This is a genomic window from Gordonia sp. NPDC003950, from assembly GCF_053605205.1.
Map to the genome: position 1 here is coordinate 140,335 of NZ_JBSGIT010000004.1, position 18,393 is coordinate 158,727.

The following is an 18,393-nucleotide window of genomic DNA, read 5'->3' on the forward strand; positions in this document are numbered from 1 at the left end:
GACCCGAGATCGGCGACATCGTGTGGCGGGTGCTCACCGCACCCGCCACACGTATCGGACCCGCGGCCGCCCGGTGCGCCCGTTTTCGGTGACCCGGTCCACGGTGCCGTCGTCGGCAAGATGCTCCAGGTAGCGCCAGGCCGTCACCCGCGAACTTCCCACGCCCGCAGCGACTTCCGACGCGGTGAGTCCGGCGGCACTGTCCCGCACCGCACGTGCGACGGCATCTTCGGTATCGGGTGCGCGTCCCTTCGCGGCGGTCCGCCGGTCGCCGATGCTGCGCAGTTGCGCCAGCGCCTGGTCGACCTCCCGTTGGCTCACCGCGTCCCCGTGTCCGGACAGCGCTGCGCGGTAGCCGAGGTACTGGGCGAGCTTCTCCTTGAACGCCGCGTAGATGAACGGCTTGATGAGGTAGAGCAGCACTCCGTGGCCCATCGCGCTGCGCACCGAGTCGAGATCGCGGGCGGCGGTGATCGCGATGATGTCGGGTGCCGGGCGGATACCTCCCAGAGCGGCGGCAAGGTCGATGCCACGCGCGTCGGGAAGCCCCAGATCGAGCAACACCAGGTCGATCGGCGCACCGGTCGCGGACGCCCCGGTTGCCTGCCGCAGCGCGTCCTGCGCGGTGCGACACTCGGCGATCACCTCGAATCCACCGACGCGGGACAGGTATTCGCGATGCCCGGCGGCGATGAGGGGTTCGTCCTCGACGATCATCACCGCGATCACGACCCCACCCCCACAGCGGGTGCGGCGGCCGAACCGATCTCCACGGTGACCACCGACCCATAGGTGTTCTCGGCGACGATCACCCCACCATGGCCGGCGACGACCTGGGCCACCAGCGCCAGCCCGATCCCCCGGCCGGCCTCGTCACCGCCGGCCTTGGTCGAATAGCCGCGTTGCTGCGCCCGGGCGAAGACGTCGGGCGACATCCCACCGCCGGAATCGGCCACCACGATGCGCAGACCACCGGCGTCGCCGCGCACGGTCACCTCGACCCACGGATCCTCCGGGTCGCACGCGTCGAGGGCGTTGTCCACCAGGTTGCCGACCACCGTGATCATCTCCGCCGACGAGAGTCGTTGTGTGGCACCATCATCGACCATCGAATCCTCGGTGAGGGCGAACGCGATGCCCCGTTCGGCGGCCTGCGCCGACTTGCCGAGCAGCAGCGCCGCCAGGGTCGGTTCGGCGACGGCGTCGGCGATCCGGTCGACGAGATGCTGTGACACCTCCAGGCTTTCGGTGGCCAGCCGCACCGCCTCCTCGGTTCGGCCCATCTCGATCAACGCGACCATGGTGTGCAACCGATTCCCCGATTCGTGTGCCTGCGAGCGCAGCGCCTCGGCGAAGCGCGTCATCGAATCGAGTTCTCCCACCGCCTCGGACAACTCGGTGCGATCCCGGATGGTGACCACCGCACCGTCATCGCGACCGGGCACGGGTGCGCGGTTGACCACCAACACGCGACCGTTCGCGGCATACAGGGTGTCGCGCAGCGGTTCATGGCCGCTGGTGAGGAACGACGGAATATCCACCGCGGCATCACCACCGGCCGTTTCACGCCCCCCGCGTCCATCGTCCAGCAGCCGGTGGGCCTCGTCGTTGACCAGGACCGGTTTCCCACCCTCGAGGACGATGAGGCCCTCGTGGACGGCGTGCAGTACCGCGTCGTGGTGGTCGTACATCACCCGCAACTCCGACGGCGCCAATCCGCCTGTGTGGCGCAGCAATCGGCGGCGGATGGCCCACAGTCCGATCAGTGCGATCACCAGTGCGGCGATCCCGATGGTGGCGATGAGCGGGAGCTGCGACACCCAGTCCTCGGTGAGCGTGGACTGGGTGATCCCGACGGCGACCAGCCCGACCACCTTCCCACCGGCGTCGCGCACCGGGGCGACGGTGCGGATCGACGGACCGAGCGTGCCGGTGTAGGTCTCGGTGTAGATCGCGCCGCGCAGCGACGGCTCGGTGGTGCCGATATAGCGCTGCCCGATGAGGGACGGGGTGGTGTGGGTGAAGCGGCGACCCGTGGTGTCCATGATCGTGATGAACGCGACGCCGGTGGCGCGTCGGATCTGCTCGGTGACCGGCTGCAGGGTGGCGGTGGGATCGGCCGAGGTCAGTGCCGCCGCGGTCCACGGCGCGTCGGCCAGACTGACCGCCACCGCGGTCACCTCCTCGCGCGCGGCGCGGTTGGCGTCGGCGCGGGCGTCGACGGCGGCCAGCACGCTGCCACACACCACGATGGCCACCACCACCGCCACCTGCAGGGCCACCGCCTGCCCGGCCAGCGAGCGCGGCATCAGCCTGCTCATCGTCTCATCACCTCTTTCTCCGGACGTGTGCCGGTGATCGCCGGCCAGTGTGCTCCGCGTCCGGTGATGTGTGCCACTGAACGAAATGAACTCAAGGGTGACCGCCATCACCGGGTCGTCGAACAATTCTTACCCAGAACCTCCTCGCATCGGCGGGGGCGGAGGAATGAAAGGCAGTCGAGATGACCATCAGGGCGAAGGCGGCGGGCACCGCCGATTTCCCGGCATCCCCCTCGGGGAAGAAGCGCGATCGCACGCATTGGCTGTACATCGCGGTGATCGTCGCGGTCATCGCCGGTGTGGCGGTGGGCCTGATCTGGCCGGAACTCGGCAAGGATCTCGGCGTCCTCGGGACGATGTTCGTCAGCCTGATCAAGATGATGATCGCGCCGGTGATCTTCTGCACCATCGTGCTGGGTATCGGCTCGGTACGGAAGGCGGCCACTGTCGGCAAGGTCGGCGGCCTCGCCTTCGTCTACTTCCTGGCGATGTCGACCGTCGCCCTGGCGATCGGTCTGGTGGTCGGCAACATCATCAAACCCGGTGAGGGCCTGAACATCTCGTCGGTGGCGGGCAAGGGCGCCGAGCTGGCCGAGCAGGCGCACGAATCCGGCGGCACGATGGCCTTCATCGAGGGCATCATCCCGACCTCGCTGCTGTCGGCGCTCACCGAGGGCAGCGTCCTGCAGGCCCTGTTCGTCGCACTGCTCGTCGGATTCGCCATCCAGGCCATGGGTCGCAGCGGTGAGCCGATCCTGACCGCGGTGTCGTACTTCCAGAAGCTGGTGTTCAAGGTGCTGACCATGGTGCTGTGGGTCGCCCCGATCGGCGCGTTCGGCGCGATCGCGAACGTGGTCGGTCAAACCGGCTGGGCGGCCGTCGGTCAGCTGCTGGTTCTCATGGTTGCGTTCTACCTGACGTGCCTGGTGTTCGTGTTCGGGGTACTGGGTGTGCTGCTGCGCACCGTCGCCGGCGTGTCCATCTTCCGCCTGGTGCGCTACCTGGCCCGGGAATACATCCTGATCTTCGCGACCTCGTCGTCGGAATCCGCACTCCCCCGCCTCATCGCCAAGATGGAGCACCTCGGCGTGCAGAAGACCACCGTCGGCGTCGTCGTCCCGACCGGATACTCGTTCAACCTGGACGGCACCGCGATCTATCTGACGATGGCCTCGCTGTTCATCGCCGACGCCATGGGCGATCCGCTGTCGATCCCCGAGCAAATCGGACTGCTGGCGTTCATGATCATCGCGTCCAAGGGCGCCGCCGGCGTCAGCGGCGCGGGCCTGGCCACCCTCGCCGGCGGTCTGCAGGCACACCGACCGGAGATGCTCGACGGTGTCGGGCTGATCGTGGGCATCGACCGGTTCATGTCCGAGGCGCGGGCGGTCACCAACTTCTCCGGCAACGCCGTGGCCACCCTGTTGGTCGGATCGTGGACGAAGACCGTCGACAAGGACCGCGTCGACGAGGTGCTCTCCGGCCGTGCCCCGTTCAACGAATCCGACATGGTGGACGGAGACGACACCATCGGCTCGGCCGACGACGATCCGATCGATCAGCGGCCGGACGCCGGCGCACAGGCCACCGAGAAGGTCCTGGTCACTCACTGATCACCAATCGTCCCCCAACGACGTCGGCCGCTCATCCACCAGGGATGAGCGGCCGACGTGAGGTTGTCGGGGACGTCGCTACTGGTTTGCGGCCGCCGTGGCGATCACATGCAGTGCCGAGACGAGACCGTCGATGAGGTTGCCGGACCGGAGGCTGCCGATCGCGGCGGTCACGCCGAGCTGGGCGACGCGGTCATTGACGCGGTCGGCGACCCGGGCACCGGACACCACGACCACATCGTGCGAATTTGGCGACACCGCGATGAGTGCACCGTTGGCCGGTTCCGGGGCCTGTGCGAGGACCGCGCGGGCGTCGGCGACCGCGTCGGAGCCGAGATCACCGATGTATACCGAGAAACGCACCATGGCCTTCTCGCTGGCGGCCTTCAGCGCATCGTCGAGGTCGATGAGGTCGGCCTGACTGAACGGCGGGGTGCTCGGGGACTGACCGGGGAAACGGGTCGACGACACGCGTCCGCCGTTGGTGATCACCGTTCCCATCGGGAGCGCGGTGGCCGGGGAGAGCTTGACGCGCCCCTCGGTCCCTGCCTGGGTTACCTCACCACTTGCCACTGGCCGAGCCTCCATCCACATCGGTCGCTTCTGCATGGTGCGGGAGAGCCATCGGCTCGATCTCGGTCGCGCTGAACAGCAACGGATCTCGCGTCCACGGCTGATCGAGCGTGTACTCCTGCACCTTCGGGTACTTCAGGCCGTTCGAGAACACCATCGAGATGACACAGAGAACCACCATCACGACGCAAACGACCGTGACGACGACTCCGATGCCGACCATCGCGCTATCCATGACATCCTTTCGATCGGTGTCCGGGGGCTGCCGGTAGGCGACCCGCCCAGCAGGTCGTGTGATCAATCTAGCCCACGACGACACTCACGTCCCAGTGGGGCCTACAACGCGTCGTAGACGATTTCGCGGGACTCAGGCGGCGCCCACATCGATGTAGCGCGCCCAGGCCGGATCGATCTCCTTGACGGTCGCCAGCAATCGCCAATGCCGCCCCTTGGGCGCCACGAGTGGGGTGTGCAGGGTCCATCCCAACTCGCTGAGCAGATGGTCGGCCTTGCGATGGTTGCAGCCGGCACAGCAGGCCACGCAGTTCTCCCAGGTGTGGCCGCCCCCGCGACTGCGCGGCAGGACGTGATCGATGGTGGTCGCCTTGGCGCCGCAGTAGCCGCAGCGGAACCGGTCGCGATGCATCAGCGCGGCGCGCGTCATCGGGATGGTCGCCCGGTACGGCACCCGCACATAGGTCCGCAGGCGGATCACCGACGGCACCGCGACGGCGGTGTCGGCCGAATGCACGGCCAGTCCGGGGGCCGCGGCGTGAACGACGTCGGCACGCTCACGCAGGATGAGGACGATCGCGCGGCGCAGCGAGACCGCGGTCAGCGGCTCGTAGGTCGCGTTGAGCAGCAGCACCCGTCGGCGGCCCCAGATCCCGGGGGTCGAACGCATCGAAGCGGTGTCCGGGACTGCCGTGCCCACGGCCGCATCCGCACCGAGCACCTCGGGTCGTCGGGGCACCTCGGGTCGTCGGGGCACCTCGGGTCGTCGGGTCGCGTGCAGCATCGTCACATCGCGAACCTGCCGTGGACTTCTGCGTGTCATAGCCGTCTCCCGTGCGCGCACCGGTCGCGTCAAGTGGACCACGTCGAACGCGCTCGTGCACTCCCAATCGGGAGTGAGGGACAATGGACGGGTGAGTGCACAGCAGCCCGCCCAAGCACCCGACCAACGCTCCTTCTACGACGAGGTCGGTGGCGCCGAGACCTTCGAACGCCTGACCCACGCGTTCTACGCCGAGGTCGCCAAGGACGACATTCTCCGGCCGATGTACCCCGAGGCGGATCTCGGGCCGGCCGAACGACGTCTGCGGATGTTTCTCGAGCAGTACTGGGGCGGTCCCCGCACCTATTCGGAGGAACGAGGCCACCCACGGCTGCGGATGCGTCATCATCCGTACACCATCGGCCCGATCCAGCGCGATGCCTGGCTGCGCTGCATGCACATCGCGATCGCCTCGATCGACTCCGACACCCTCGACGACGCGCACCGCCGGGCCCTCGTCGACTACATGGAAATGGCCGCGCAGTCGATGGTGAACTCGCCGTTCTGAGTGCGCCCGGAGGGCATCGGCCCGACGCGACACGCCCGGGCAGCGACGCGCCGCACCAACCTCAATTCCTCACTGAAATCACAGGTGGTGCACAATTGCGACGTGAGCGATGAGACATCGAGCGCCGACTCGTCCGACCCCGATCATCCCGTATCGGATATCGAGAATGGTTCGGCCGCGCCGTCGGAAGAGCCGGGCGGGCCGGCAGCCACCACACCCTCCGGTGATGCCGTCGTCGGGCACGAGGGTGCCGGGCAGGATGTCGACGCGGACGCCGAGGTCGGCGAGGACGTAGCTCCCACCGAACCCGCGGTCGGCTCTGCGGCAACCGATGACACCCCGCCGGCCGATGACGAGGTGGCCGAGGTGGCCGACGATGAGGCATCCGACGACGAGGCTGTTGACGACGAGGCCGGTGACGACGTCACGGCAGTCCACGCCGATCCCGCCGAGAGCGTCGCACCTGCGGAAGACGTCACACCCGAGATCTCGGACGCCGAGATCCCCGACACCGGCGCCCCCGACACCGACGTCTCCGACACCGAGACCCCGGAGACCGATTCCGAACCGGAACAGGAACCGGCCGTGGCCGCAGTCGCCGATCAGGTGGTGGTGCCGCAACTCGATCCCGCCGACACCACCTGGTGGCAGTCGGCGGTGTTCTATCAGATCTATCCACGGTCGTTCTCCGACCTCGACGGCGACGGCGTCGGCGACCTCGCGGGCGTGATCGACAAACTCGGATATCTCGAACTGATCGGTGTGGATGCGATCTGGCTGAGCCCGATCATGCGCTCCCCCATGGCCGATCACGGCTACGACGTGTCCGATCCACGCGACATCGATCCGCTGTTCGGTGATCTCGCCGACTTCGACGCGCTCATCGACGAGGCACACGACCGGGGCATCCGCGTCACCATGGACCTGGTCCCCAACCACACCAGCGACCAGCACGCGTGGTTCACCGCGGCACTGGCCGCCACACCCGGCAGCCCCGAACGGGCCCGCTACATCTTCCGCGATGGCGTAGGCGAGGGCGGCGATCAGCCACCCAACAACTGGCGCAGCGTCTTCGGCGGGCCGGCCTGGACCCGGGTCACCGAGGCCGACGGCAGTCCCGGGCAGTGGTATCTGCACATCTTCGCCGCCGAGCAACCGGATCTGAACTGGGAGAATCCCGAGGTCTTCGCCGATCTCGAACGGACGTTGAGGTTCTGGCTCGACCGTGGCGTCGACGGGTTCCGCATCGACGTCGCGCACGGCATGGCCAAGCCCGAGGATCTTCCCGACATGGACCTGGAGTCCGTCGGACTGTTGAGCAACAGCGACGACGACCCGCGCTTCAACAACTATGCGGTGCACGACATCCACCGCAAGATCCGCACGGTGATCGACGAGTACCCGGGCGCGGCGAATGTCGGTGAGATCTGGGTCGAGGACAACGAGCGGTTCGCCGAGTACCTACGGCCCGACGAGTTGCACCTGGGTTTCAATTTCCGCCTCGCGAAGGCCGAGTTCACCGCCGAATCGGTCCGTGATGCCATCGAGAACTCCCTCGATGCGGTGTTGTCGGTGTCGGGTACCCCCACCTGGACGCTGTCGAATCACGACGTCGAGCGTGAGGTGTCCCGCTATGCCCGCGTCGATCAGGGCGGGGACGATCAGGGCGGGGACGATCAGGGCGGGGACGATCAGGGCGGGGACGATTCGCCCATCGACCTCGCCGTCGGATCGGCGCGCGCCCGCGCCATGGCGATGGTCGAATTGGCCTTGCCCGGAACGGTGTTCATCTACAACGGCGCCGAACTCGGGCTGCCCAACGCCGATCTCCCCGACGAGGCCCTGCAGGATCCGGTGTGGGAACGGTCGGGTCACACCGAGCGTGGCCGCGACGGGTGCCGGGTGCCGATTCCCTGGGAGGGCACCGAACCGCCGTTCGGATTCAGCTCGTCACCGCAGACCTGGTTGCCGATGCCCGAGTCGTGGGCACCGTTCACCGTCGAACGTGAACTCGAAGACATCTCGTCGACGCTGTCGCTGTATCGGCAGGCGATCGAATTGCGGTATCAGCGACCGGAATTCGCCGGCGACACCGTCGAGTGGTACGGCGCCCCGGACGGCTGTCTGGCGTTCCGGCGGTCGGAGGGACGACTGGTGTGCGCGCTGAACACCACCGCCGACCCGGTTCCCCTGCCACCCGGTGAGGTGATCCTGGTGAGTGCACCACTGGTCGACGGGTACCTGGCACCGAATTCCGCCGCCTGGCTGGTCTGAGCTCCGCGTCTCTCAGCGCACCATCACATCGAGGTCGCGGTGGCGGCGCTGGTACACCGCGCCGTAACGGGCATCGATCCGAATCCAGGCCGCGGACATACGAATTCGGATGGGTTCGGCCGGGTCGACGGCCTCGACGTCGGAGTTCTCGGTGATCGCCCGGCCGTCGGCGTCACGCACGAACCCCATGGCGGTCAGGGCGAACAGCGACCGCATCGACACCGCGGCCGTCAGGTTGCCGTCGGCGGAGGCCACCTCCAGGACCGGCTGGTCGAGCAGCCCGGTCGCCGGCCCGTGGGCGCTGCCCTCCTCCCGCGCCACGCGCGCACCGTCGCGGGCCAGTTCCACCACCGCGCGGGCGGGCACATCGTCGACGTGCCGGTAGCCGGTCTGTAGGGGCAGTGCGCCGCGCCATGCCGAGTCGAACGGCATGCCGGGGTCCACCGCGGTCCCGGGTTCGGCCTGGGTCAACTCCTGTCGCAGCGTCGACGCATCGCATACCAGGTCGCGGGGCGCCATCCGGCCGAAGACCGCGCGGGTCACCAGCACCTCGAATCCGGTGTGCGACCACATTCCGATGAGCCCGTCGGGGCGTACCGACAGCCGCGTCACCGCCGACTCGTCGAGTCGGCTCGCCCGTGCCAGGAAGGCCACCGCGTCGGCCTTGTCCTCGGCCCGGTCCAGGGAGAGGAACCGTTCCGGATTCACTCGGCGCCCGTCACGATCCCGCCGGCACGACGAAGGACTCCAGGTACTCCCGTTCGGCGGGGGTCAACCGGCGCAGGCGCTGCCCGTCGACGTCGAATGCGACGAGCTGGGTGGAGGCGATCACCGCCGGTTTGTCGGTCGGTGACGCCCCGTGGGGGCGCACCTCGTAGGCCACGGTGAAGTCCACGGCGCGGACCTTCTCCACCCGCATCGTCACCACGATCGGTCCTTCGTCGTGGCGCAGCTGGGATTGGTACTTGACGTGCAGGTCGGCCACCACGCACCCGCGACGCAGATCCGCGGTGGGTCGTTCGTCGTAGAACAGCCACGGAATCCGGGCCTCCTCCAGCAACGTCACCATCCGGGCATGGTTGATGTGGGCGAACACATCCATGTCCGACCACCGCACCGGCACCTTGACCACGTAGCCGTTCGCGGTGGCGGTTCCCTCGTCCTCAAAGCTCATATTGGTCACCGGATCACGCTACGGAGTTGCCGCGCGGCCACCGACAGGGTGGCCAGGTCGAGGTTGCCCGCCTCCTCGATCTCGGTGAGCATCGCCCGGACCCGGGACAGCCGCGACGAGAAGGACCGCTCCCACTCGGAGATCTTCACCGCCGCACGCTCCTCGGGTTCGCTGACCTCGAGGATCTTCAGGGTCAGGGCGCGTAGCGCGCCATGCATGTCGTCGCGGAGAGCCAAGCGCGCCAACGCATGCCAGCGGTCGCCGTAGTCGAGGTTGCTCACCGCGGTGAGCAACTCCTCCAACCCGAAATGCTCCATCACCGCGAAGTACAGTTCACCGACCTCGACGGGATCACGGTCGGCGATCTCGGCGGCGTCGACGATGTCGAGCAGGCAGAAGCGGTGCAGGCTGATGGCCACCTCGTGTGCCAGATCCGGGGGCACACCCAGCGACCGGTAGTGCTCGACGCGATCGTCGACGTCGGTGGCCGATCCGCGCCCGAACCAGCTGTCCAGCAACGCCGACAGCGTGGCGACCCGTTCGGAGTACCGGGTCACCTCCGCGGCCATCGCCAGCGGCTGCGGGCGGAAGGCCAGCAACCACCGGGACCCGCGGAACAGCAGTCGCCGCGCGTACATCATCATCTCGTCGATCGCTTCGATGCTCGCGGCGCAATCCTGAACCCGGGCAAGGAGATCGGCCATCCCGAACACCTGGTCGGCGACGACGAATGCCCGCACCACCTCGTCGGTTCCGGCGCCGGTCGCCTCACTCAGGCGGAACAGGTGGGTGATCCCGGCCCGGTCGACCACGTCGTTGACCAGAACCGTCGTCACGATCTGACGGCGCAGGCGATGATCGCGGATACCGTCGGCGAACTGCCGGCGCAGCGCCACCGGGAAGTAGCCGTCGAGTTGTGCGTCGAACACGTCGTTGTCGGGTAGGTCGCTGGCCAGCAGGTCATCCTTGGCAGCCAGCTTCACGTGGGCCATCAGGGTCGCCAACTCGGGCGAGGTCAATCCACGATGGATATCCGAGGTGTGGCGCTTGTGCAGGGTGACCGGATCGGGCAGCGCCTCCAGCTTCAGGTTGACCCCTCGATGCGCCAGTTGCGCGAGCAGCCGTCCGTGGACGTCGACGCGTTCGGTGGAGTATGCGCGACCGAAGCCCAATTCCGCGTTCTGCGAGATGTTGTCGGCCAGAACCAGTGCGGAGACCTCGTCGGTCATCGACTCGAGCAACGGGTTACGCGCCTGCGAGTCGAGGTCCCCCGACGACACCGCGGCGTCGAGGAGGATCTTGATGTTCACCTCGTGATCGGAGCAGTCGACACCGGCGGAGTTGTCCATCGCGTCGGTGTTGACCCGGCCGCCCGCCAGATCGAACTCGATGCGGCCTCGTTCGGTGACTCCGAGATTGCCACCCTCGCCGATCACCTTGGCGCGCAGTTGTTCTCCGGTGACCCGGATGGCGTCGTTGGCCTTGTCCCCCACCTCTGCGTCGGATTCGGTGGACGCCCGCACATAGGTCCCGATGCCACCGTTCCAGAGCAGGTCGACGGGGGCGAGCAGCACCGCCCGGATCAGATCCGGCGGCGACAATGCCGTCACATCGTCGGAAAGGCCGAGCGCCGAACGCATCTCGGCGCTCACCGGGATGGACTTGCGTTCCCGTGACCAGACTCCGCCGCCGGGACTGATCAGCGTGGCGTCGTAATCGGCCCACGACGAGCGCGGCAACGCGAACAACCGGGCCCGCTCGGCATACGACATGGCGGCGTCCGGGGTGGGATCGATGAACACATGCCGGTGATCGAACGCGGCGACCAACCGGATGTGCTCACTGAGCAGCATGCCGTTACCGAAGACGTCCCCGCTCATGTCGCCGATCCCGGCGACGGTGAATTCCTCTGCCTGGGTGTCGATTCCCATCTCCCGGAAATGCCGTTTGACCGATTCCCAGGCGCCGCGCGCGGTGATGCCCATCGCCTTGTGGTCATAACCGGCCGAGCCGCCCGAGGCGAAGGCGTCGCCGAGCCAGAAGCCGTAATCACCGGCCACCCCGTTGGCGATGTCGGAGAACGACGCGGTGCCCTTGTCCGCGGCCACCACGAGATACGGATCGTCGCCGTCGCGCCGCATCACCGAGCGGGCCGCGATGATCTCGCCGGTGGCCCGGTCGATGTTGTCGGTGACATCGAGGAGCCCGGAGATGAACCTGCGGTAGCACTCGATTCCCTCGGCCCGCAACGCATCCCGGTCCGCGGCCGGGTCACCGGTCGGGGCCGGCGGCCGCGCCAGCACGAAACCTCCCTTGGCCCCGAGCGGCACGATCACCGCGTTCTTCACCGCCTGCGCCTTGACTAGACCCAGGATCTCCGTGCGGAAATCCTCACGCCGGTCCGACCACCGCAAACCACCGCGGGCGACCGACCCGAACCGCAGATGCACGCCCTCGACCCGCGGCGAATACACCCAGATCTCGTGCAGCGGAAGGGGTTCGGGCGCCTGCGGGATGTCACGCGGACGCAGTTTGAACGACATCACCGGACGGTGCCCACCGGACGTCGCCGGGTCGGACTCCACCTGCGGTCCGCCCGTCACATAGAAATTGGTCCGGTCGGTCGCGGTGACGACGGAGGTGAAGGCGGAGACGATCCGGTCGGCGTCGAGCGACAGGACCTCGCCGACCGCCTCGTGCAGGGCCGCCAGCACCGTCTCACGTCGTGCCGGGTCGCTCACGGCCGGGTCGAACGACACCTCGAACAGGTCGACCAGGCCGCGCGTGACATCGCGGTAGCGCCCCAGAGTTGCGGCGACATGTGTTGTGCTGTAAGCGAATCCGCACTGGCGCAGGTAACGCCCGTAGGCCCGCAGCATGGCCGCCGAACGCCAGGTCAGCCCGCACCGCATGATCAACTCGTTGTAGGCGTCGACCTCGGCATTACGACGCCAGATTTGGGTGAAGGCCTCGGTGAACCGCTGCGGGAGATCCTCGGCGGTCGCCATGTCGACCGACATCCCCGGGGCGAGCGCGACCGCGAACTCGTAGACATGACAGTCCGCACCGTCGGGACGGACCAGTTGGTAGGGGTGCTCGTCGATGACGTCGAGCCCCAGACTGTGCAGCACCGGCAGCACATCGGTCAGCGTCGCCGACTCACCGCACAGATAGAGTGTGAAATCCCAACGCGGAGCGGCGGAATCATCCTGCGAACGCCCCTTCAGGGTGACGGCCAGATCACCGGGGGCCAATCCGACCACCTGCGCGAGGTCGGCGACACCCGCGGTCGGCGCACGCTGATCCTTGTAGTCGTCGGGCAGCGAGCTGATCAGTCGCAGCATCGCGTCGGTGTCGACCCGCGCCGATGGTCCCGGAACCGCCGAGGTCACCCCGTCCGAGGCGGTGATCAGTTCACGGACACGTTCGTCCCAGCTCCGCACGGCCTCGGCGAGGGCCGCCTGCATGCGTTGTTGCACCTCGCTGCCGATGTCGACCGATCCCCAGGAGCGGGCCACCTCGGGGTCCACCCGGACCATCACCTGCAGTTGGGCCAGGGGACGCTCACTGACCCGCGCGGAGTACTCCAGGTCGGAGGCCTCGAGTATCCGGGTCACCTCCGATTGCAGGGCGAGTCGTGATGCGGTGTTGTAGCGGTCGCGTGGCAGGTAGATCAGGGCGGTGGCGGCCTGCCCGCCCGGGTTGACGCGCAGGAAGACACGCAACGACCGGGTGGCCACCGCGTCGAGCATGTCGTCGACGCGTCGACTCAGTTCCGACGTCGAATCCTGGAACATCTCCACCAGGGGGTAGTTCTGCAGCAGTTCGACCATGGTGCGCCCGGCATAGGAATCCTCGTCGACCCCGGCCCGCCGGACCACCTCGTGCACCTTCGCGCGCAACGCCGGAACATCGAGCACCGTCTGATGCAGGCCCGAGGAGGTGAACACCCCGAGGAACCGGTGTTCGCCGGTCGGGGTGCCGTCGGCGTCGGCGGTCGGCAACTGGATGAGGATCGGATAGTTGGACCGCTGGATCCCCGTCTCGACGAACACCCGGGAGATCCGCGGTGCCGGCCGAGCCCCGTCGGCGAGGGGGAAACTGGGATCGACGTCGTCGGCCCGATAGATGCCCAGCCGCTCCTCGACACCGCCGCGCGCGGTGATCCGCTCATACCCCAATGTGACGAAGTGATTGCCCGCCAACCAGTCGAAGAGATCGGAGTACTCGCGCCGGTCGATGTCGGCGGACGCAACGCCCGCACCATCGGGCATCGACACGCAGTCGGCACCACACCCCGTCAGCCGCTCCCGCATCGCCGGCGCATCCTCGTCGACGTCCACGACGATGCCGATGACGCGCTTCAGTTGCGCGGCGAGAGCGTCGTCGTCAACCGACGCCCGGCCCGGCAACGCCGACACCGAGATCCACGACTCCGCCCGGCCGTGCGCGTGGTCACCGATGTCGGTCAGCGTGCCCGCCGGGTCGCGGGTCACCGCGATGATCGGGTGATCGATCCGGCCGACGGTCAGACCCTGCCCCTCCAGGGTCGCCAGGACCGCCTCGACCAACAGTGGCATGTCGTCGTTGATCACCACGATCTCGGTGCCGCCGGAACCGCCGGTGACCACGTCGATGATCGACTGCCCGACGCCACGCACGGCGGCGACCTGCACGTGGGTCCGGATTCGGTCAACCTCGCCGGGGTCCAGCGTCGCCGGATCCAGGTGGGAGCGGCTGCGCCCACCGGCCTCGTCGATCGCACCGACCGATGTCGCCAGGTAGCAGGGAATGACTTGCGGCAGAAGCGAAGTCACATCCGTCAACGATGATCACCCTCTCATGGACGCGCCCTTTCGCAGACGCTTCGACAGACACCGGCCCATCCGCGAGCCTAGTGCCATCGGGGCGGCCACGGCAGTCATCCACGGCACAAACACACTCGCCGCCCGGGAAGCCCGGACGGCGAGTGAGGTGACGTCGCAGTGACGTGTTGTGGTGGCGCGAACTCAGTCGCGGGTGAGCTTGCGGTGGGTCACCCGGTGCGGACGGGCCGCGTCGGCGCCGAGGCGGTCGACCTTGTTGGCCTCATACGCCTCGAAGTTGCCCTCGAACCAGAACCACTTGCCCTCCTCGACGTTGCCCTCCCACGCCAGGATGTGGGTACAGGTGCGGTCCAGGAACCAGCGGTCGTGGGAGATGACCACCGCACAGCCGGGGAACTGTTCGAGCGCGTTCTCCAGCGAGCTCAGGGTCTCCACGTCGAGGTCGTTGGTCGGCTCGTCGAGCAGGATCAGGTTGCCGCCCTCTTTCAGGGTCAGCGCCAGGTTCAGCCGGTTGCGTTCACCACCGGAGAGCACCTCGGAGCGCTTCTGCTGATCCGGGCCCTTGAAGCCGAACGCCGAGACGTATGCCCGCGACGGCATCTCGTTCTGGCCGACCTCGATGTAGTCGAGTCCGTCGGAGACGACCTCCCACACCGACTTCTTGGGGTCGATGTTCGCGCGACCCTGGTCGACATAGCTGAGCTTGACGGTGTCGCCGACCTTGACGGTGCCCGAATCCGGCTCCTCGAGTCCGACGATCGTCTTGAACAGCGTCGTCTTACCCACGCCGTTGGGACCGATGACGCCGACGATGCCGTTGCGCGGCAGGGTGAACGAGAGGTCCTTGATCAGCACGCGCCCGTCGAAGCCCTTGTCGAGGTGGGAGACGTCGACCACCACGTCACCGAGTCGCGGCGGCGTGGGGATCTGGATTTCCTCGAAGTCGAGCTTGCGTGTCTTCTCCGCCTCGGCGGCCATCTCCTCGTAGCGGGCCAGACGCGCCTTGTTCTTGGTCTGACGGGCCTTGGCGCCCGAGCGCACCCAGGCGAGTTCTTCCTTGAGCCGCTTCTGCAGCTTCTGGTCCTTCTTGCCCTGGACCTCGAGTCGCTCCGCCTTCTTCTCGAGGTAGGTGGAGTAGTTGCCCTGATACGGGATCAGCTTGCCGCGGTCGACCTCGCAGATCCACTCCGCGACGTGATCGAGGAAGTAGCGGTCGTGGGTCACGGCCAGGACGGCACCGGGGTAGCTCGCAAGGAACTGCTCGAGCCACAGCACGCTCTCGGCGTCGAGATGGTTGGTCGGCTCGTCGAGCAGCAGCAGATCCGGCTTGGACAGCAGCAGCTTGCACAGCGCGACACGACGACGTTCACCACCGGACAGATGGGTGACCGGCGCGTCGCCGGGCGGGCAGCGCAGCGCGTCCATCGCCTGCTCGAGCTGGGAATCCATGTCCCAGGCGTCGGCGTTGTCGAGGTCCTCCTGGAGTTTGCCCATCTCCTCCATGAGTTCGTCGGAGTAGTCGGTGGCGAGCAGTTCGGCGATCTCGTTGAAGCGGTCGAGCTTCACCTTGACCTCGCCCATCCCCTCCTCGACGTTCTCCTTGACCGTCTTCTCCTCGTTGAGGGGCGGCTCCTGCAGGAGGATGCCGACGGTGGCATCGGGATCCAGGAAGGCCTCACCGTTGGACGGCTGATCGATGCCGGCCATGATCTTCAGGATCGACGACTTACCCGCGCCGTTGGGGCCCACGACGCCGATCTTGGCGCCGGGGAAGAACGACATGGTGACATCGTCGAGGATGACCTTGTCGCCGTGCGCCTTGCGCACCTTCTTCATCGTATATATGAACTCAGCCACACCTAATCCCTACTGACCTGGTTTGTTGTCGTCGCGCATGGCGGGAGGACCAGCGCGTCCGGGCACGTAGCGAACGGACCGGACGCGGTCGCATCCCGAAACACCAATCAATCCTAGCGGGGACGGCATCACCGCCTGGGAGCCCACTGTGACGGTTGACGCGACCGGCCCGGTCCCCGACACCGTCCTCGTGCACTGTTACCAGTGGAGTCATTCCGAGGACGGGGCCAATGATGTCGATGATTCGGGCCGGGGCGGGCGAACCGGTGTGGGCGTCGCCGGACGGCCCGACGGCATCGAACGTGAGCTCGGCGCGATCGGCTGGGACACCTGCCACGTGGTCGGCGGTTCCCTCGGTGGGCAACTCGCCTCCTAACCCGAACGGCGGGCTCTGCCCGTTCCCTCGGACCGACCGATCAACCCGGCCGGTGGCTGGAACGGTTCTCCATGACCGAGTTCCGACTCGGATTCGGATTCATCGGCCAGTTCCCGCTGGCCGCGGTGGCTCGCCTGCGCGGTGACCGGGCGGCGCGAAGTGAACGTTTCCCACGGCCGATCTTCCGCAACTGCAGCACCGACGTCACCGCCGTGTCCGCCGTGTCCGCCGACGATGCGACAAACGTCGTGCGCGCGGTGTCGCACTGCCCGATCCACCTGCCGATGCAGTTGCCTGTCTGCGCGACGGCCCACTTCAGGCGAACACGACATCCGGGGTGTCACCGAGCCGATGCCCCTCATCCTGTCGGAATTCGACACCTTCCTCACCCGCGAGGGCTTCATGCGACGCCTCGTCGACGGGCTGCCCGATCACGTGGAGGAGATCCTCCTCCCGGGCGTCGGCCACATCCCGACGCTGGAGAATCCCGCGCTGGTCGCCGAGGCGGTGAGCGACCATGTGCGCAGGGCGACAACGCTCACCGACCCAGCGTTCCGCTGAACGCTCACCGAACCACGATTTGTTTCGCCCCGACGCATTCGGCGATGTCCGACAAGCGGATGATGTTGCTGTGCAGTGACCGAGTGGTGTGCGGTATCAACAACACCATCGTCACGCCCACTATCAGTCGAGGAGCACTCCCATCGAGATGGACGAACACGTGACTCCTGAGGCGCCGGTGGACGGCCGGCCCTTCCGGCGCCCCCGCGGACTCGGGTTCCGCGCCTGGGTGACCACACGCATAGTCCGACGCATCCTGCGCATGCTCGCGATGCTCAAGATCATCCACGTCCGGGTATCCCACCGGGAGGTCGTGCCACGATCGGGGCCGGTGATCCTCGCGAGCAACCACATCTCGATGCTCGACGGGATCTTCCTCTGGGGAGCGCTGCGCAGACGGGCAATCGCCATCGCCATGGCCGAATTGTGGTCCTGGCCGGTCGCCGGCTGGCTCGTCCGCAAACTCGACTTCATCCCGGTGGAACGCACGAGCAAGGTATCGGGGTCGACGGCGTTGGAGCGATTGGAGACCGCACTGCGATTCGGCGGCGCGGTGATCATCTATCCCGAAGGCCGGTGCGTCCCACCCGGTGAGCATGTCCGATTCAAACCAGGTGCCGCAGTCCTCGCCTTCCGCACCCGCACCCCGGTGATCCCGGTGAAGATCATCGGCTCCAACGACGTGTTGCCGCTCAAGAAGTTTCGCCGCAACGGCAAGGCATTCGATCGGCACCGGCAGGTCACCCTGCTCTTCGGAGAACCACTGCAGCCCGACGATTTCGCCACACCGGGGGATCTCCTCCGCGAATTGCGTTGGCAGATAGACGCGATGGGCCCGACGCCGACGCCGGCATAGTTATCCACAGGCGAGCCGGCGAAAGCGGTGAGCGTCCGCGGGTACTGCATGCTGGAGCGGCCAGGTCGGTGATCGCGGAGGGGACGGTCACCGGCCGGGAGCATCCGGCGCTATACGGCCATCCCGGGCGCGCAACGGCGAGCTCCTCACGACCCGATATACTCGCCACGCCGTGACCGGGTCGCCCGCTGCGGCACGCCTCCGTAGCTCAGGGGATAGAGCAGCTGCCTTCTAATCAGCTGGTCGCAGGTTCGAATCCTGCCGGGGGCACTTCACCAGCAGAAACGCTCGCCACCAGGCGTGGCGGATAGTCCCGGTCGACGATTATTCGACGGATATTCGTCGGACTGTCGGCCACCCTGTCTAGACTTGCTTCCACCTGGGAGAGAGGCAGCAA

At 67.3% G+C, this 18,393-nt stretch carries 15 protein-coding genes and 1 tRNA gene; 7 read left to right on the forward strand and 9 right to left on the reverse strand.

The features are described 5' to 3' along the window. Positions 1–33 precede the first annotated feature (33 nt). Positions 34–729 carry a response regulator gene (locus ACWETB_RS05070; protein ID WP_452209710.1) on the reverse strand — a complete coding sequence of 232 codons (696 nt, stop codon included), beginning with the start codon at positions 727–729 and terminating at the stop codon, positions 34–36. Beyond that, the gene (locus ACWETB_RS05075) at positions 726–2,321 is read right to left on the reverse strand and encodes a sensor histidine kinase (RefSeq protein WP_452209712.1); all 1,596 of its coding nucleotides are present in this window, start codon (positions 2,319–2,321) and stop codon (positions 726–728) included. The genes ACWETB_RS05070 and ACWETB_RS05075 overlap by 4 nt, the downstream gene beginning before the upstream one ends. Before the next feature lie 182 nt (positions 2,322–2,503). Between ACWETB_RS05075 and ACWETB_RS05080 the strand changes: the two genes are divergently transcribed. After that, positions 2,504–3,934: a cation:dicarboxylate symporter family transporter gene (locus ACWETB_RS05080; RefSeq protein WP_452209714.1), complete on the forward strand. Its 1,431-nt coding sequence runs from the start codon at positions 2,504–2,506 to the stop codon at positions 3,932–3,934. A 78-nt stretch (positions 3,935–4,012) separates the two neighbouring features. Here the strand turns inward: ACWETB_RS05080 and ACWETB_RS05085 are convergent, their stop codons facing one another. The 3 genes from ACWETB_RS05085 to ACWETB_RS05095 all read right to left on the reverse strand — a co-directional run bounded on the left by ACWETB_RS05085 (position 4,013) and on the right by ACWETB_RS05095 (position 5,411). Then, positions 4,013–4,507 carry a DUF5130 domain-containing protein gene (locus ACWETB_RS05085; RefSeq protein WP_452209716.1) on the reverse strand — a complete coding sequence of 165 codons (495 nt, stop codon included), beginning with the start codon at positions 4,505–4,507 and terminating at the stop codon, positions 4,013–4,015. Then, on the reverse strand, positions 4,494–4,742 hold the full coding sequence (gene ctaJ, locus ACWETB_RS05090) for an aa3-type cytochrome oxidase subunit CtaJ (RefSeq protein ID WP_348803333.1): 249 nt from the start codon (positions 4,740–4,742) through the stop codon (positions 4,494–4,496). Before ctaJ ends, ACWETB_RS05085 begins: the two co-directional genes overlap by 14 nt. Positions 4,743–4,874: 132 nt before the next feature. Beyond that, positions 4,875–5,411, reverse strand: a complete 537-nt coding sequence (locus tag ACWETB_RS05095; RefSeq protein WP_348803897.1) for an HNH endonuclease — start codon at positions 5,409–5,411, stop codon at positions 4,875–4,877. 244 nt (positions 5,412–5,655) lie between these two features. On the opposite strand from ACWETB_RS05095, the gene ACWETB_RS05100 reads away from it, so the two are divergent. Both ACWETB_RS05100 and ACWETB_RS05105 read left to right on the forward strand, forming a co-directional pair. Further along, positions 5,656–6,072, forward strand: a complete 417-nt coding sequence (locus tag ACWETB_RS05100; protein WP_348803332.1) for a globin — start codon at positions 5,656–5,658, stop codon at positions 6,070–6,072. Between the two features lie 486 nt (positions 6,073–6,558). Beyond that, on the forward strand, positions 6,559–8,346 hold the full coding sequence (locus ACWETB_RS05105; protein ID WP_452209858.1) for a glycoside hydrolase family 13 protein: 1,788 nt from the start codon (positions 6,559–6,561) through the stop codon (positions 8,344–8,346). Positions 8,347–8,358: 12 nt separating this feature from the next. Here the strand turns inward: ACWETB_RS05105 and ACWETB_RS05110 are convergent, their stop codons facing one another. From ACWETB_RS05110 to ettA, 4 genes are all read right to left on the reverse strand, one after another. Further along, positions 8,359–9,054 (reverse strand): hypothetical protein, encoded by a 696-nt coding sequence (locus ACWETB_RS05110; RefSeq protein WP_452209719.1) that lies wholly within the window; start codon positions 9,052–9,054, stop codon positions 8,359–8,361. 10 nt (positions 9,055–9,064) lie between these two features. After that, positions 9,065–9,520, reverse strand: a complete 456-nt coding sequence (locus ACWETB_RS05115) for an acyl-CoA thioesterase (protein ID WP_449744128.1) — start codon at positions 9,518–9,520, stop codon at positions 9,065–9,067. Between the two features lie 5 nt (positions 9,521–9,525). Beyond that, entirely contained in the window at positions 9,526–14,337 is a 4,812-nt protein-coding gene (locus tag ACWETB_RS05120; protein ID WP_452209721.1) for an NAD-glutamate dehydrogenase, read from the reverse strand. A 192-nt stretch (positions 14,338–14,529) separates the two neighbouring features. Further along, the gene (ettA, locus tag ACWETB_RS05125; RefSeq protein WP_452209723.1) at positions 14,530–16,203 is read right to left on the reverse strand and encodes an energy-dependent translational throttle protein EttA; all 1,674 of its coding nucleotides are present in this window, start codon (positions 16,201–16,203) and stop codon (positions 14,530–14,532) included. Positions 16,204–16,351: 148 nt separating this feature from the next. Between ettA and ACWETB_RS05130 the strand changes: the two genes are divergently transcribed. The 4 genes from ACWETB_RS05130 to ACWETB_RS05145 all read left to right on the forward strand — a co-directional run bounded on the left by ACWETB_RS05130 (position 16,352) and on the right by ACWETB_RS05145 (position 18,266). Then, complete coding sequence (locus ACWETB_RS05130; RefSeq protein WP_452209725.1) at positions 16,352–16,579, forward strand: hypothetical protein; 228 nt, start codon at positions 16,352–16,354, stop codon at positions 16,577–16,579. 351 nt (positions 16,580–16,930) lie between these two features. Further along, positions 16,931–17,140 carry a hypothetical protein gene (locus ACWETB_RS05135; protein WP_452209727.1) on the forward strand — a complete coding sequence of 70 codons (210 nt, stop codon included), beginning with the start codon at positions 16,931–16,933 and terminating at the stop codon, positions 17,138–17,140. 148 nt (positions 17,141–17,288) lie between these two features. Next, complete coding sequence (locus tag ACWETB_RS05140; protein WP_452209729.1) at positions 17,289–17,996, forward strand: lysophospholipid acyltransferase family protein; 708 nt, start codon at positions 17,289–17,291, stop codon at positions 17,994–17,996. A gap of 197 nt (positions 17,997–18,193) precedes the next feature. Further along, a tRNA-Arg gene (locus ACWETB_RS05145) sits at positions 18,194–18,266 on the forward strand. Positions 18,267–18,393 lie beyond the last annotated feature (127 nt).

Coding starts and splice junctions, on each gene's coding strand:
- ACWETB_RS05135 (WP_452209727.1), top strand. CDS start 16,931: ATGCCCCTCATCCTGTCGGAATTCGACACCTTCCTCACCCGCGAGGGC.
- ctaJ (WP_348803333.1), bottom strand. CDS start 4,742: ATGGATAGCGCGATGGTCGGCATCGGAGTCGTCGTCACGGTCGTTTGC.
- ACWETB_RS05095 (WP_348803897.1), bottom strand. CDS start 5,411: ATGCGTTCGACCCCCGGGATCTGGGGCCGCCGACGGGTGCTGCTGCTC.
- ACWETB_RS05140 (WP_452209729.1), top strand. CDS start 17,289: ATGGACGAACACGTGACTCCTGAGGCGCCGGTGGACGGCCGGCCCTTC.
- ACWETB_RS05080 (WP_452209714.1), top strand. CDS start 2,504: ATGACCATCAGGGCGAAGGCGGCGGGCACCGCCGATTTCCCGGCATCC.
- ACWETB_RS05115 (WP_449744128.1), bottom strand. CDS start 9,520: ATGAGCTTTGAGGACGAGGGAACCGCCACCGCGAACGGCTACGTGGTC.
- ACWETB_RS05075 (WP_452209712.1), bottom strand. CDS start 2,321: ATGAGCAGGCTGATGCCGCGCTCGCTGGCCGGGCAGGCGGTGGCCCTG.